The organism is Exiguobacterium sp. s40, assembly GCF_018617905.1.
Lineage (GTDB): Bacteria > Bacillota > Bacilli > Exiguobacteriales > Exiguobacteriaceae > Exiguobacterium > Exiguobacterium mexicanum_A.
The window spans coordinates 159,836-174,485 of record NZ_JACSLC010000005.1 but is presented as its reverse complement, the minus strand read 5'-3'; the positions used below and the strand labels follow the sequence as shown (position 1 = coordinate 174,485).

Sequence of the window (14,650 nt, the reverse complement as noted above, 5' to 3'; positions counted from 1 at the left end):
CCCATCCGTTCATTCGAACGCCTGCGGGAACAACTCTTGGAACGTCTCCGCCCCTGTGCTTGAGAGTTTGAACACTTCCCCGGTCTTCACGTCTTTCACATAAACATCGACTTTTTTCGACCGTTGCTGGTAACTGACCTCGAACTGTTGCCCGAGATTCCCATGCAACAGCGTCAAATATTTATAATCTTTCGTTTCACCACTTTTCGTCGTAGGGCGCGCGGTCTCGATGGCTTCGACCAATCCGTCATATGCTTTTCCACTCACGTTCACCGCATCAGGGTAAGGGAGCGGGACTTCCCGATGATACGGATACTTATGGAGATAAGCGACCGCTATCTCGTCTGAATCGGATACATCCGTAAGCAACGAACTTGGTCGATAGCGCATCCACAAGGTCTTCGTCACCATCTGTCCGTCCACCTCGACCGTAATATCGTAAAGCGGAATTTGTTTCGACGGTTCCATCGTTCCACCTTCGAATACCCGACGGAAGGTCAGACTGTCTGCCCCATTGAGCAGGTCGGTATCTTGAAGAATGGATGAAGAGTAGCGAGCCCCGTCCCCGCCATAGGACATGAGCAGATGAGGCAGGTTCGTCTCCGTATCCCGCCCTAGTGCGATGAACACATCGAACGGTCTAAGGTTCGGCAAAAAGTCGAAGGATGGGCTAAAGAAGCCCCATTCTCCAATCCCAATCTCGACCTTGCCGTTAAATCCGGGGGACATCCTCATGAGCGTGACCGGATACGGCTCGATATCTTGTCCATTCTCGTAGAAGGCGTCCAGCTCATGTAGCGAGGCCCGCTCGTTCTCCGTCGCGACATGGACGGTCGGAAGGAACGAGACTTCAGTACCAACTTCGTCTTTTAAGAAAGACGGCCGTGCCTCGAGCTCGACGGCTTGATACCCTGGTATCCCATCCATTTGATGCGACCTACAGAGCGCATAGACCGCATCTCCTTCAACATATGTGACTTCGTCGAAGGCATATCCATCATAATCTTCAGTTATAAACGGGGCCCGAGTCGCATACGCCATCCCGAGCACCGAGAACGTCTCTTCGTCTAGTTCGGCCAATCGTTCTTTGTCTTCACATTGGTTCAAAATTGTTTCGGCATCCACTACAGGCTCTTGACTGTTCATCGTAACCCGTTCGGCTTGCCAGTGCTCCTCGATGTGACCATAACGGACGACGTCAATATCTTCCGAGCAGCCTGCCGTCAACCATAACAGTGACAATGCCATCAACGCTCGTTTCTTCATGTTCAACCCACTCATTTCTTCTTCAAGTCAGGGAAGTAGGACAAGAACGTCTCGGCCCCTTCGCTCGTCAGTTTATATGTCCCTTCGGTTGATCGGTCGGTCACGTAGATATCCAGCTTCTTCGATCGCTGTTTATACGTCACCTCGAACTCTTGGCCTTTGTGTCCGTCGACGATTGTGAGGTAACGATAGTCTCCTTGATTGCCTGTGCGCTTTGTCGGCTCAGCCGAATCGATTGCTTGAATCAGGTCGTCCATCTCGTTACCTACCGCACGCAAAACGGTCGGATACGTCAAGGTTGACTCGTGATTGAACGGTTGTTGGTGGAGATAAATCAGAGGACCGCTCACAATCGGCATATACCGCTCTTCCGGATTGTCTTTGAGCGCCTTTTGTTCAGAAATCGTTAACAGTTCAGAGGCACGATATGTAATGGTCGCGATTTCGGTCACCGCTTTCCCGTCACGGGTATAATTGAACTCATACAATGGATAGGATTTGTCGGGTAATAGTTCCGAACGAAGTGGCAGTCGTTTGACTGTCAACTCTTCATACGACTGTTCTCCTTTTACCGGGTCGATAATTTCATCTAGCGGACTCATTGTGAAATAGAGGTCCGCGAGCATCAATAAAACATAGGGTTTCTTTTCATCGGGATGATATCCGATTGCGACTTTTACCTCATCTATGTGTGCCATCATCGGGTCGAACATAAGCACTGGGAATGCGAGTTGTCGATCTCCAATGGTCAATTCCACCTCGCCGTGGAAGGCCGGTATGAACGTGACGATGGTATCAGGAAAAGGTTCGACAGCATTATTCGGCTCCAATAATCCATCCGCATCGAGGAATTCTGCTTGAGTAGTTTCGTCGGCAGGTTCGATGAAAGGGTTTCGTTGAATTCGCTTCCCGTTCTGTGTATCAACGAATGGGGGGAATGACTCAATGACCTCGGCTTGAAAGCGTTCCGAGAGCATATCGCGACAAAGTGCATAATGCTCATCGCCTTTGATGTACGTCACCGATTTATATGCATATTCATCTCCCGTATCGGTCATCTGATGGCGATTCGCGATGACCGTATCGTAAACCGTCAAGTCTCCCTTCAATTCAGTCGTCAATTCCCCGGTACAGGCCTGTAACGTCTCATCGACCGATTCGAGGGCTTCCGGTTGCTCTAAGGAACACTTGTTAACGGTCCAATGCGCATCGACATACGACAAGTTCACGACGTCTGACTTTTCCCCACCGCAACTGGCCAATAAGCCCAAGGATAATACGAGTGCACTGGCTAACTTTTTCAAATCATCCGCCCCTTAAAATCTATTTGTACCAATTTTACCATTATATGACTTTAAGGAGGAACAAGAAAAAACCCGTCCACTCTCATGGACGGGTTCGCTCATTCAATTATATGGCTTGATCAATCGCACGCGTCAGTCGCGTCTCGACGTCGTGGGCGATCGATTGAAGCGACTCATCCTCAATCAGCTCGATCAGTTTCGTCGGCTTCGGCATCCCGACATGGGTCGCCCCGTCTTTCGTGAAGACAGCGAGCTTACAAGGCAGGAAATAGCCGCCTTCCCGATGTGCCGTGATGACTTTCTTCGCTTCTTTCGGATTACATACTTCAAGGATGCGATAGTCCCCGTCGATCGCTTGGCCTTTCTCTTCGAGCGTCTCGCTCAAATCAAAGTCCCAGAGCACTCCGAACTCTTCTTCCTTGAGCGTCGCTTTCAGCTTCTCGACGACCGCTTCGACCGTCTGGTCTGTCTTGACCGTGTAATCAAACATGTAAATCCATCCTCGGTTTTGCTCTCTTTCGCCATGTACCCGAACTGACTGACGACAAATCGTCCGATGGCGATAAAAAGTATATGTGATTTGAAACATATTCGATGTCCGTCACGTATGTATGAGAGAAAATAAAGAAGTCCATACTTACGTAAAGGAGAAGTGGTTGCCGTGACGGTCACCGTATTCACACATACAAGCTGCAGTTCTTCCCGTAAGACGATTGATTGGTTACGCGAACAGAACATCCCATTCATCGAGAAAAAATTGACCGATCAAGGGATGTCGTTCACCGAGTTCAAAGACATGCTCCGCCTCACCGAGAACGGGACGACCGACCTGTTGTCCGTCCAAAAGAGCGTGTACAAACAAGCGGCGGACCAACTTGACGAGATGTCGCTCCGTGAGCTGTACAGCTTTGTTGCGTCACACCCCCAGATCTTGAAGAGTCCGATCGTCGTCGACGACAATCGGATTCAAATCGGGTTCAGCGAGAAAGAGATTCGTACGTTCATCCCGCGCCATGACCGAATCGCCGAATTGAAACGATTGCTCGACAACAAGTAAGAGCCCTGCCGAAGCAGAGCTCTTTTCTTATGCCTTCTTGAGTCGGGCCGCCAAGCGGTTACCGAACGATTGAATCGATTGGACGAGCAGGATCAAGACGAAGATGGTCACGTACATGACCTCCGGCTCGAATCGGAGATGCCCGTATTGATAGGCGATATCGCCGAGTCCGCCTGCCCCGACGAGTCCTGCCATCGCGGTCGCCCCGATCAAACCGATCGTCGCAATCGTCAGACCGAGCACGATCGATGAGCGGGCCTCCCGGATCAACACGTACCAGATGATTTTCCGGGTCGAGATGCCCATCGCTTCATACGCCTCGACGACCCCGCGGTCGACCTCGAGCAGCGCCGACTCCATGAGCCGCGCGATATACGGCGCCGTGAACACGATGAGCGGCAACAGGACGCCTTGGACGCCGATCGTCGTTCCCATGATGAAACGGGTTAACGGGAGGATGAAGAATAAGAGAATGATGAACGGGATCGAACGGACGACGTTGATGACGCTCGACAAGATGCCGTAGAAATAACGGTTGGCGAGCCGCCCGTTCGGTCGCGTCAAGACGAGGAGCGTCCCGAGCGGCAGTCCGATCAACGTCGAGATGACGAGCGCGATGCCGGTCATCGTGAGCGTCTGGATCGTCCCCGTCCAAATCAAGTCACCCCAATTTTCCCAAAACTGAAGCATGGTTCGTCACCTCCTTCACTTTCACACCGCTCGCCTCTAAGAAGCGGATGGCTTGATCGGTCTGGGCCTTATCGCCGTCCAAATGGACGAGCAAATTGCCAACGAGACCGCCTTTTAGCTTTTTGATGCCGCCCCCGATGATATTCGGGAGCAAGCCGAACCGTTTCGTCAACTGGGCGAGCACGGCCTGTTCACTCTGATGACCGATGAACGACAAGTTGACGAGCATCCCGTGCGTGCTCAACTCAACGACGACCTCTTTCGGGACATCGAGGTTCGTCTTCAAGAACTTGCGTGTCGTCGCATGCTGCGGGTCCGAGAACACGTTGAGCACGTCCCCTTCCTCGATGATCCGGCCGGCCTCGATGACCGCGACCCGGTCACAGATGCGCTCGATGACTTCCATCTCGTGCGTGATCAAAAAGATCGTCAGTCCGAGCTCGCGGTTGATGTCGAGCAAGAGGTCGAGGATCGACTCGGTCGTCTCCGGGTCGAGCGCGCTCGTCGCCTCGTCGCTAAGCAGGATGTCCGGCTCATGCGCGAGGGCCCGGGCGATGGCGACACGTTGCTTCTGTCCGCCCGAGAGTTGCTCGGGATAATGTTTCCGATGATCCGTCAATCCGACGATGTCGAGGTATTTGTCGACGCGTTCGCGGATTATCCGCTTATCGAGTCCTTCGAGACGAAGTGGGATGGCGACGTTCTCTTCGACGGTCGCCGTCTTGAGCAGGTTGTAGTGTTGGAAGATCATTCCGATTCGATGGCGGAGTTTTGAGAGCCCACGTTTGTCGAGCTTCGTGATGTCCTGTCCTTCGATCTCGACCTGGCCCGACGTCGGGCGTTCGAGCAGGTTGATCATGCGGATGAGCGTGCTCTTGCCGGCCCCGCTTCGACCGATGATGCCGAAGATCTCGCCTTTCTCGATCGTGAGCGAGACGTCGTCGAGTGCGGTGACGGCACCTTTGTTCACCGTGAACGTCTTCGTGATTCCTTTAAGTGCGATCATAGGCCCTCCTTAAAACGCCGGGACGATTGAGCCGTTGAACGTCTCTTCGATGAACGTCCGGACCTCGTCCGAGTGATAGTACGATTTGAGTGTCTCGACGACTTCGTCATCCTTGTTGTCGGTACGGACGACGACGTAGTTCGGATACGGGTTGTCGACCGTGTCTTCGTGGAACAAGGCGTCCTCGTTGATCGACAGGCCGGCACCCATCGCGAAGTTCGTGTTGATGGCCGCGAGTGCGACTTCCGGGAGCTGGGTCGGGAGCTGAGACGCCTCGAGCTCGATGAATTCGAGGTTGAGCGGGTTCTCGGCGATGTCGCGTTTCGTCGCCTTGTCCGTCAAGCCTTCCTTCAGCGTGATGAGGCCCGCTGTCTCATACAGACGGAGTGCGCGCAGCTCGTTCGCCGGGTCGTTCGGGACGGCGACCTTGTCGCCTTCTTTCAAGTCCTCAATGTCGGTCAACTTTTCCGAGTAAAGACCCATCGGGAACGCGACGGTCTTGAACACGTCGTCGATCTTATAGCCTTTGTCGGACTTTTGCAGTTCTAGGAATGAGAGCGTCTGATAACTGTTCACGTCGAGGCTACCCTCGGCGAGCGCCGTGTTCGGCGTATTATAGTCATTGAACACTTTGATATCGAGTTCGAGGCCGTCTTCGGCCGCGAGTTCTTTCACTTTCTCGGCGATCTGTTGGTGCGGCCCGCCCGTGACGCCGATCGTGAGCGACTCCGTACTGAGCGCCTCGCTCGCGTCCGATTGTCCGCATGCCGAGAGCGAGATGGCGGCGAGTAGTGACGTCCCTGCAAGTACTGTTTTCTGTTTGATGTTCATTTGTTTTCCTCCTCCAAAATGAAAGCCCGCTACTCATTCAGAGTGGCGGGCACGACAAGTCAAAGTCGGACACGCTCATCTCCCAGACGATATCGTCTGTTGGAATTAGCACCATGATCATTACGATCTGGTTGCCGGGTTTCACAGGGCCAGTCCCTCCACCACTCTTAATAAGCAATCGGTCTATTAAATTGTTATCATCTTACTTTTAATTCTTTTAATTGTAAATAGCAAATTGTAAATTTTCAAAAATTATTTTCAAAAAGTCTTTATCGAGTGGTTCCGGCAACTGTTGCAGTTCGGTTTCCGTCATGACGGAGTCGACCAGTACCGGGATGTCGCCCGACCCGACCCCGAGCGCCTCGAGCGTCGTCGGTGCACCGAACCGTTTCAACCAGGCCTCCAAATACGGAGCATCGGCCGAGCGACGCAACCGCTCCTGGACGATTAGGCCGAAGCCGACCTTGTCTCCATGCAAGAAAGAGTGGGTCGACTCGAAGCGGCTGAGCGCATTATGGACCGCATGGCCCACGGCGACGCGTGTCCCGGCGTCACCAAATCCACCGACGGCGCCGCCGATGGCGAGCACGTGATCGACCGCGAAGCGGACGTCGTCACTATACGACTCAAAAGCGTGCTCGCTCAATTCAAGTTCGACGAGACGCCCGCACTGCTCGGCCAAGACGAGTCCGGTGTTGACGCCGGCGTCAGCTGAGCTGTCACCACTCAAATAACGGGCCTCGTAAAACTTCGCGACCGTGTCGATGACACCGGCCCGAAAGTATTCATATGGTGAGCGCGAGATGACCCGTGAGTCAACGATGACCCGTTCGATGACGACGCGGAACATGTCGTAGCGGTCGTAGCTCCCGTCCTCCTGATAGACGACGCTGAGCGGTGTGAACGCCGCACAGTTCGAGGCGAGCGTTGGGACGACGATGAGCGGGACGTTCCGTTGATAGGCGACGAGTTTGGCCGTATCGACGAGCTTGCCGCCTCCGACGGCGATTAACACGTCGGCGTCCAACGGTTTGAGCCGTTTGACTTCCGAGTCCGTGCACTCCCCGCTGAACCTTGTTGCCGGATAGTCCGCGATGGCCGGAAAGATGGCTCGGACGACGTCATACCCGTTCTGACCGCGCAGGACGTGGGCACGTCGGCCGTCGACTAAGTCATCAAGACGGTCAAGCGCGTCATCGGCGTGGTCATATTCAAGGACGGCCTGACGAATCATGCGCGCACCTCCTCATAGGCGGCAAACAACCGCTCGATTCGTTCGACGGCCTCGTCAATCTTCGGTTCCGGTGAGACGAGACCGAAGCGGACGTATCCGTTCCCTTCCGAACCGAAGAAATAGCCCGGGGTGACGGCGACACCGGCTTCATGCAGCAGTTTCCGCGAGAACGACTTGGCATCACCCTCAGGCACTTTTGCCCAGACGAAGAACGAGCCTTCCGGCGGTTCGACGGCCCAGCCGGCCCGGTTCAACCCGTCGATCAGGCGATCACGCCGTGCCTCGTACAGTCGTGCCAAGTCATCGCGAATGGTACGGGGCGCCTCGAGCGCAGCGACAGCCGCCGCCTGGATGGCCGAGAACACGCTGACGTGGACGTGGTCCTGATACGTGTTGATCGCCTCGATGATGTCCGCGTTCCCGACGGCGAAGGCGACGCGCCAACCGGACATGTTGAACGCTTTCGACATCGTATATACCTCGATGCCGACTTCTTTCGCCCCTTCCGCCTGCAGAAAGCTAGGCGGGACGTGGCCATCGAATCCGATGCTGCCGTATGCGAAATCGTGGACGACCATCAAGTCCCGCTCCCGGGCGAAACGGACGGTATCGTCAAAGAAAGCGGGTGAGGCGACGGCTCCGGTCGGATTGCTCGGGTAGTTCAAATACATGAGTCTTGCATCTTGCGTATCGAGCGTCTCATAGTCTGGCAAGAAGCCGTTCTCTTCCCGGAGGACGAGGTCACGGACGACGGCACCGGCGAGGCGTGCCCCCGAGATGTAATCAGGATAGCCGGGATTCGGTAGCAAAATCCCGTCGCCAGGTTCGAGTACGCATTGCGGCAACGTGATGAGACCAGATTTTGAGCCGATGAGAATCGCTACTTCTGTCTCGGGATCAAGTTCGACTCCATACTCATTCAAATAGAACGTCGCCACTGCTTGCTTCAGGCGGGCCTGACCGCGGAACGGACCGTATTGATGGGTCGAGGCGTCGAGGAGCGCCGTCTGAAGCGCGTCACAGATTGGCTCAGGCGTAGGCAGGTCAGGCGTCCCTTGTCCGAGTCGGATGATGTCGCGGCCGGCTTGTTCGAGTTCGGCCACCTCGTTCGCGAGTCCGACGAAATGTTGAGATGGTAACGTTTTAAGTAGATGTGAGCGTCTGTCAGTCATGAATAGTCCTCCTATGCAAAAAACACCCCTTTCCGCGGAAAGGGGTGTCGAGATACGGACGTATTCAAACAACCACCTTTCCATCTCTCAAGGTCACCTTGCTGGAATTAGCACAGTATTGAATCAATCTGTTGCTGAAGCTTCATCGGGCCAGTCCCTCCGCTTCTCTTGATAGAAAGTGTTTTATATGCGATTTGTCTTTTTGTAATATGTCACTTAGTTAACCAAACGTTACCAATCTTGTCAATCCTTTTTTGAAATGAGCATGTCCTCTTGAATCCCGATAAAAAAACGTTCATAGTGAAAGTAAACGTTATTTTACAAAATTTAAAACATGAGGGGATGGACCTTTGGAATTAAAACCGTCAATTGATTTGGAAGTTGAGCGTGATCGGCCTGATCCTGCTCGTGCTCTGGAAAGTCATCAGCGAACCGGATACGATTTCGCAGATGATGCATTATACGTTCCAGTTGCTGACGCCGATTATTATGGGAATCGCCATCGCGCTGCTCCTGAATACCGTCCTGTCCTATATAGAAGAACGGTTTCAACTAAAACGATATCAAGGCTTGCTGATCGTCTATATCATCTTTATCGGGATTCTCGTCATCTCTGCGGTGACGCTGTTCCCACGCATTTATTCGAGCCTCGCCTCACTCATCGAAGAGCTCCCGTTCTACATCCGACAGATCGACGGGTTCCTCGCCCAGTTGAACACGTACTTGAAAGAGTACAACGCGACGATCGCCCAAGCTATCGATTTCAGCCGCTTCGAGGAACGTTACTCGGGCTGGGTCGAGACCGCCGTCTTGTCGTCGGTCAGCTACGTGTCGAGCTTCACGATGACCCTCATCAACTTCTTGATTGGGATCGTCATCTCGATCTATCTGTTGAAAGACAAAGAGATTTTTGCCCGCATGTTCAAGCGTCTGTTGTATGCGATGTTCCCGGTCGCGTCGGCTAAGACGACGATCGACATTTTTCAAGAGATGGATTACATCTTCAAACGCTATATCATCGGGAAGTCGCTCGACTGCCTCATCATCGGGGTGCTGGCCGTCGCCGGTCTGTTGATCATCGGGGCACCTTACGCGCTTCTACTCGGCATCATCGTCGGCGTCTTGAATTTTATCCCGTACGTCGGTCCGCTGCTCGGGATGATTCCGGCGTTCATCATTACCTACTTCAATGACCCGTTCACGGAGCTCATCGTCCTCTTGTTCATCTTCTTGTTGCAACAATTCGACGGACTCTGGCTCGGCCCGAAGATTCTCGGCGACAGCGTTGGCATCACCCCGTTTTGGGTCATCACGTCGATCATCATCGGGGGTAGCCTGTTCGGTCTCGTCGGGATGTTCATCAGTGTCCCGGTCACGGCGATGATTCAAGTCGTGTTCTCTCGGTTGATCGACTACCGGCTCAGCCGAAAGAATTTGAACGAATTATTATGACACATTGACGATTTAGGTTGACACATTTCACGGAAATATCATAATCTTGAAGAGAAGACAGTCCAATGCAGAGAGGAGAGGTACCGATGTCAGTCATTCAACGCTCGCACGTCCAAGTCCATATTGACCGGCAGGCGCCTCTCCGTGATTTGAATCCGTGATGTCGCCTGCCTTCCGAGGCATGCCTAAGATCTTAGGGACGCGTATGCCTTTGAGCATGCTGCGTCCCTTTTCTTATTCTATCAACTAAAGCAGGTGACCTTAATGATTCAATCACTCAAACAGCTCGACCGTAACATTTGGATCCGCTTCCTCGGAGAGACGATCACGGGTGTCATGATGTTCATGATCGCACCGTTCCTCGTCCTCTACTATAGCGACAAGCTCGACAGTTATATCCAGGTCGGGGTCATCATGGCGACCGGACCGATCATGGCGCTCATCGGATCGGTCGTCGGTGGACGGCTCGCAGACCTGTATGGCCGCAAACCGATCATGATGGCTGCCATTCTTGGCGACGCCCTCGCCCTCGTCGGTTTCGCCTTCGCCGAAACGTTTTGGCCGCTCCTTCTCTTGAACGCCATGCTCGGTTTGACGAACTCATTGTTCCACCCGGCCGCAAGCGCGATGGTAGCCGATGTGACCGAGCCCGAACAGATGAACGAGGCGTTCGGGCTGTTGCGGATGGGGCACAATATCGGAGCTGCATTCGGCCCGCTCCTCGGGAGTGCCGTCCTCTTTATCGACCGGCAGTATATCTTCTACTCGGCCGCTCTCGTCTTCGTCTTGTACGCACTCGTCCTCGGTCGCTTCATCCGGGAGTCACTCCCAGAGACGACCGATGTCGACACGCCGTCGAACCGGGATGTCCTGCGCGTGTTTTACAATGACAAGGTGTTCCTCGTGTTCATCTTTGCCGGTGTCTTCATCTCGATGGGCTTCTCGCTCATCGAGAGCATGCTGCCCCTCTTCTTGAGAGAGTCGATGCCATCGTACACCGATCGTGAGAACCCGTTCGCCTATATGCTCGCCTTGAACGGCATCATGGTCGTGTTGTTCCAGTTCCCGATCGCTTCGAAACTCGGCCGCAAGTCGTTCGGCAACGTCATGCTCGCCGGGGCGACCATCTTCGGGGTCGGCATGATTCTGATCGCCGTCATGCCGCGTCTCCTCTATTCACTCGGGACACCGTACCTCGTTCTCGTCAGCGTCTTGCTCGCGGTGTACGCCTTCTATACGCTCGGCGAGATGATCATGTCCCCGGTCCAACAGACGTTCATCGCCTTGATCGCTCCGGAGAATATGCGCGGTGCCTACAACGGGGCCGCCAGCATCCAATGGTTGATCGGCGGGGTGACCGCACCGATCATGGCAAGCCTGTTCTTCGACCAACGCGCCGGACATATCGCGTTGATCCTCGTCGGGGCGGCCAGTTGCGTGTCGGGACTCATCTATTGGCAACTTGGACGCCGCGTCAGCGCAGCCGAAGCGAAACAAAAGACAGCTTGACTTATAAAACCACACTGAACCTAGTCGTTTAGTGTGGTTTTTGATTTCGTTCGAATATCATTAAATTTTGAATTTTTCATTCGTTTATTCTTTACAAACATAATGATTCTTTTTTATGATAATACGGTTAAGGAGGGATCTTTCATGGAAAGGATCGATAAACAGAAAATTGTGGACAGCGTGCCACAAAAAGGTTTTTTCGGACAGCCTAAAGGCTTGTTCACGCTATTCTTCACTGAGTTTTGGGAACGGTTCTCGTATTACGGGATGCGCGCCATCCTCGTGTTCTACATGTACTACGAGGTATCTGAGGGCGGTCTCGGTCTCGACCAGAATGTCGCCTTGTCAATCATGTCGGTATACGGCGCACTCGTCTACATGTCGGGGGTCATTGGGGGATGGCTCGCCGACCGTGTCTTCGGGACGTCTCGGGCCGTCTTCTTCGGCGGCGTGTTCATCATGCTCGGTCATATCGTCTTGTCGATTCCAGGCAGCCTGACGTTCTTGTTCATCTCGATGGCGTTGATCGTCATCGGTACGGGCTTGTTGAAACCGAACGTTTCAAGCATCGTCGGTGACCTGTATCACGAGACGGACCGTCGTCGTGACGCCGGGTTCAGCATCTTCTATATGGGGATCAACCTCGGTGCCTTCATTTCACCTTTGATTGTCGGTGGAGTCCAAAAGAGCTACGGCTTCCATTGGGGCTTCGCACTCGCCGCGGTCGGGATGTTCATCGGTCTCGTCGTCTTCCTCGTCACGAAGAAAGGCAACCTCGGTCTTGCCGGTTCATATGTGCCGAACCCGTTGACGCCGTCTGAGAAGAGAAACGCGATCAAGTATACGACGATCGCGGTCGTCCTCATCGGTGGCCTGTTGGCCGTGCTCATCCCGCAAGGTTTGTTCACGATCAACACGTTCATCGGCCTCGTCGGTGTGTTCGGGATCGCCATTCCGACGATTTACTTCATTATCATGTATCGCAGTCCGAAAACGACGGAAGTCGAACGGTCACGGATCATCGCCTACATCCCGCTCTTCATCGCCTCGGTCATGTTCTGGGCGATTCAAGAGCAAGGGGCGACGATTTTGGCCAGCTATGCCGATAAGCGGACCGATCTTGAATTTTTAGGGATCACGCTCTCACCGGCCTGGTTCCAGTCGCTCAACCCGCTGTTCATTATCATGCTCGCACCGGTGTTCGCATGGCTTTGGGTTCGACTCGGTGACCGTGAGCCGAGCATCCCGACGAAGTTCGCGTTCGGAATCTTGTTCGCAGGGTTAAGTTTCTTGGTGATCTTGCTCCCGGCCTATTTTGGAGGCCCGGACACGCTCGTCAACCCGCTCTGGCTCGTCCTTAGCTACTTCATCGTCGTGCTCGGTGAGCTCAGCCTGTCGCCGGTCGGTCTGTCGGCGACGACGAAACTCGCCCCGGCCGCTTTCTCGGCCCAGACGATGTCGCTCTGGTTCTTGTCGAACGCGGCGGCGCAAGGGATCAACGCTCAGCTCGTCCGTTTCTATTCACCGGAGAACGAGATGCTCTACTTTGGGATTATCGGTGGCGCGGCCATCGTCCTCAGTCTGATCCTGTTCGCACTCGCCCCGGTCATCAAAAAGTATATGCGCGGCATTCATTAAGGGTAAAAGCCCATTCCTCGGCCGAGGAATGGGCTTTTGTATGCTTTGCTTATTTACGGACTTGGATGAGCGACAAGTAGCGGTCAATCAAGTCATGGTTGAAGTAATCGTGGAACCGGTCCGACTTGAGCGATTGGATCGACTCATGGAACGTCGCCGGGAGTGACGAGATACCTTGGCTCTCGATTTGTTTGGCCGAGTACTCAAACAAGTCGTCCTCGTTCGGTGATGACGGCTCAAGCTGTTGCTCGATCCCTTCGAGTCCAGCGTAAATCAGGGCCGCGAGGGCGAGATATGGGTTGGCGCTCGGGTCTGGGTTACGGACTTCGACGCGTGTCGCACTGCCGCGTGACGCCGGGATTCGAATCATCGAACTGCGGTTCGACGGGCTCCAACAGATGTTGACCGGTGCCTCGAAGCCTGGAACGAGACGTTCATATGATTCCGGGAGCGGGTTCGTGAAGATGGCCGTCGCACGGGCATGCTTCAAGATGCCTTCGATGAAATGACGGGCTGTGACCGACAGGCCGTAATCCGACTCCGGCTCTTCGAACGCGTTGACCGTCGGATTGCCGTCCTTGTCGTTCTTCCAGACCGAGATGTTGAGGTGCATTCCCGAACCGTTCACGTCGCGGAGCGGTTTCGGCAAGAACGACACTTTCGCGTTTTTCTCTTGGGCTGCCAACGTGACGATTTCTTTGAAGAACTGGATGTTGTCGGCCGTATGCAACGCGTCATCGTACTTGATGCCGATCTCGTGCTGGGCTGGTGCCACTTCATGGTGGACCGCTTCGATGTTGAAGCCGACATCGCTCAACCGGTTGGCGATATGTTGACGTACCTCATAGCCTTTGTCTTCTGAACGTGTCGAGAAGTATCCGGCCTCGTCATAGAACTCTCCGTTTTCGTCGAAGATGAAGAATTCCGGCTCGGCACCGACGAAGATCGAGTATCCGTCACGAGCAGCGCGCTCGAGGGCATCCTTCAAGACGTTGCGCGGGTCGAACTCATACCGTTCCCCGTCTGGCGTGCAGACGTCACAGAAGAACGCGAGGATGCTCTCGTCCCCGTCCTGTTCGTAGCGTGGACGATCTAAATCCGGTCTCAAGAATAGGTCTGAGTTTTTGATGGAAGAAAAACCAGCGATGGATGAACCGTCAAACATCGTCTTCCCTTCAAAAACTTCCGGCAACAATTTTGCAGAGAGAGTCAATAGCTTCAAGTCTCCAAGCACGTCGGAGAAGTACATATGGATTTGAGTGATCCCTTTCTCCTGAACCGTTTTCTCAATCTCTTCTTGCCTCTTCCTGTTGCCATCCTTGTCAGTTCCGAATAGATTAGCCATGATTCTAAAAAACCTCACTTAAGTTATTTGACAGATCAACACTGTCATGACGTACCTTGCGTACGCTTCTCCTTAAGTCATAACCCACTTTAAAAAATGTTAAACCCCTAATTTGAAACATCAGGCTGAAAGTGGCTCATTCCGCC

The 14,650-nt window shown here is 53.7% G+C and carries 13 protein-coding genes and 2 riboswitches; of the genes, 4 read left to right on the top strand and 9 right to left on the bottom strand.

Annotated elements, in window-relative coordinates; all coding sequences use genetic code 11:
- Window positions 1-9 precede the first annotated feature (9 nt).
- The 3 genes from KNP02_RS06755 to KNP02_RS06745 form a co-directional block, all read right to left on the bottom strand.
- On the bottom strand, window positions 10-1,266 hold the full coding sequence (locus tag KNP02_RS06755) for a hypothetical protein (RefSeq protein ID WP_214707739.1): 1,257 nt from the start codon (window positions 1,264-1,266) through the stop codon (window positions 10-12).
- A gap of 11 nt (window positions 1,267-1,277) precedes the next feature.
- Window positions 1,278-2,570 (bottom strand): hypothetical protein, encoded by a 1,293-nt coding sequence (locus KNP02_RS06750; protein WP_214707737.1) that lies wholly within the window; start codon window positions 2,568-2,570, stop codon window positions 1,278-1,280.
- 106 nt (window positions 2,571-2,676) lie between these two features.
- Window positions 2,677-3,060, bottom strand: a complete 384-nt coding sequence (locus KNP02_RS06745) for a DUF302 domain-containing protein (protein ID WP_214707735.1) — start codon at window positions 3,058-3,060, stop codon at window positions 2,677-2,679.
- A gap of 171 nt (window positions 3,061-3,231) precedes the next feature.
- On the opposite strand from KNP02_RS06745, the gene KNP02_RS06740 reads away from it, so the two are divergent.
- Window positions 3,232-3,627, top strand: coding sequence for a Spx/MgsR family RNA polymerase-binding regulatory protein (locus KNP02_RS06740; protein ID WP_021067479.1), 396 nt, complete (start codon window positions 3,232-3,234; stop codon window positions 3,625-3,627).
- A gap of 27 nt (window positions 3,628-3,654) precedes the next feature.
- Here the strand turns inward: KNP02_RS06740 and KNP02_RS06735 are convergent, their stop codons facing one another.
- The 5 genes from KNP02_RS06735 to KNP02_RS06715 all read right to left on the bottom strand — a co-directional run bounded on the left by KNP02_RS06735 (window position 3,655) and on the right by KNP02_RS06715 (window position 8,560).
- The gene (locus tag KNP02_RS06735) at window positions 3,655-4,317 is read right to left on the bottom strand and encodes a methionine ABC transporter permease (protein WP_214707733.1); all 663 of its coding nucleotides are present in this window, start codon (window positions 4,315-4,317) and stop codon (window positions 3,655-3,657) included.
- Window positions 4,289-5,323, bottom strand: a complete 1,035-nt coding sequence (locus tag KNP02_RS06730; protein ID WP_214707731.1) for a methionine ABC transporter ATP-binding protein — start codon at window positions 5,321-5,323, stop codon at window positions 4,289-4,291. Before KNP02_RS06730 ends, KNP02_RS06735 begins: the two co-directional genes overlap by 29 nt.
- A 9-nt stretch (window positions 5,324-5,332) precedes the next feature.
- A complete protein-coding gene (locus KNP02_RS06725; RefSeq protein ID WP_138859406.1) occupies window positions 5,333-6,154 on the bottom strand; it encodes a MetQ/NlpA family ABC transporter substrate-binding protein in 822 nt (273 codons plus the stop codon).
- A 72-nt stretch (window positions 6,155-6,226) separates the two neighbouring features.
- Window positions 6,227-6,331, bottom strand: a riboswitch (SAM riboswitch).
- Between the two features lie 40 nt (window positions 6,332-6,371).
- A complete protein-coding gene (locus KNP02_RS06720) occupies window positions 6,372-7,388 on the bottom strand; it encodes an iron-containing alcohol dehydrogenase family protein (RefSeq protein ID WP_214707729.1) in 1,017 nt (338 codons plus the stop codon).
- The gene (locus tag KNP02_RS06715; RefSeq protein ID WP_214707726.1) at window positions 7,385-8,560 is read right to left on the bottom strand and encodes an aminotransferase class I/II-fold pyridoxal phosphate-dependent enzyme; all 1,176 of its coding nucleotides are present in this window, start codon (window positions 8,558-8,560) and stop codon (window positions 7,385-7,387) included. The genes KNP02_RS06720 and KNP02_RS06715 overlap by 4 nt, the downstream gene beginning before the upstream one ends.
- 77 nt (window positions 8,561-8,637) lie before the next feature.
- A riboswitch (SAM riboswitch) is annotated at window positions 8,638-8,738 on the bottom strand.
- Window positions 8,739-8,947: 209 nt separating this feature from the next.
- Here KNP02_RS06715 and KNP02_RS06710 point away from each other — a divergent pair.
- The 3 genes from KNP02_RS06710 to KNP02_RS06700 all read left to right on the top strand — a co-directional run bounded on the left by KNP02_RS06710 (window position 8,948) and on the right by KNP02_RS06700 (window position 13,159).
- Window positions 8,948-10,012: an AI-2E family transporter gene (locus tag KNP02_RS06710; protein ID WP_353047338.1), complete on the top strand. Its 1,065-nt coding sequence runs from the start codon at window positions 8,948-8,950 to the stop codon at window positions 10,010-10,012.
- Window positions 10,013-10,276: 264 nt separating this feature from the next.
- Entirely contained in the window at window positions 10,277-11,521 is a 1,245-nt protein-coding gene (locus tag KNP02_RS06705; RefSeq protein WP_138859402.1) for an MDR family MFS transporter, read from the top strand.
- A 144-nt stretch (window positions 11,522-11,665) separates the two neighbouring features.
- A complete protein-coding gene (locus tag KNP02_RS06700; RefSeq protein ID WP_214707724.1) occupies window positions 11,666-13,159 on the top strand; it encodes a peptide MFS transporter in 1,494 nt (497 codons plus the stop codon).
- Between the two features lie 49 nt (window positions 13,160-13,208).
- On the opposite strand, the gene KNP02_RS06695 is transcribed toward KNP02_RS06700, so the two are convergent.
- Complete coding sequence (locus KNP02_RS06695; RefSeq protein WP_214707722.1) at window positions 13,209-14,504, bottom strand: glutamine synthetase family protein; 1,296 nt, start codon at window positions 14,502-14,504, stop codon at window positions 13,209-13,211.
- Window positions 14,505-14,650: the final 146 nt, after the last annotated feature.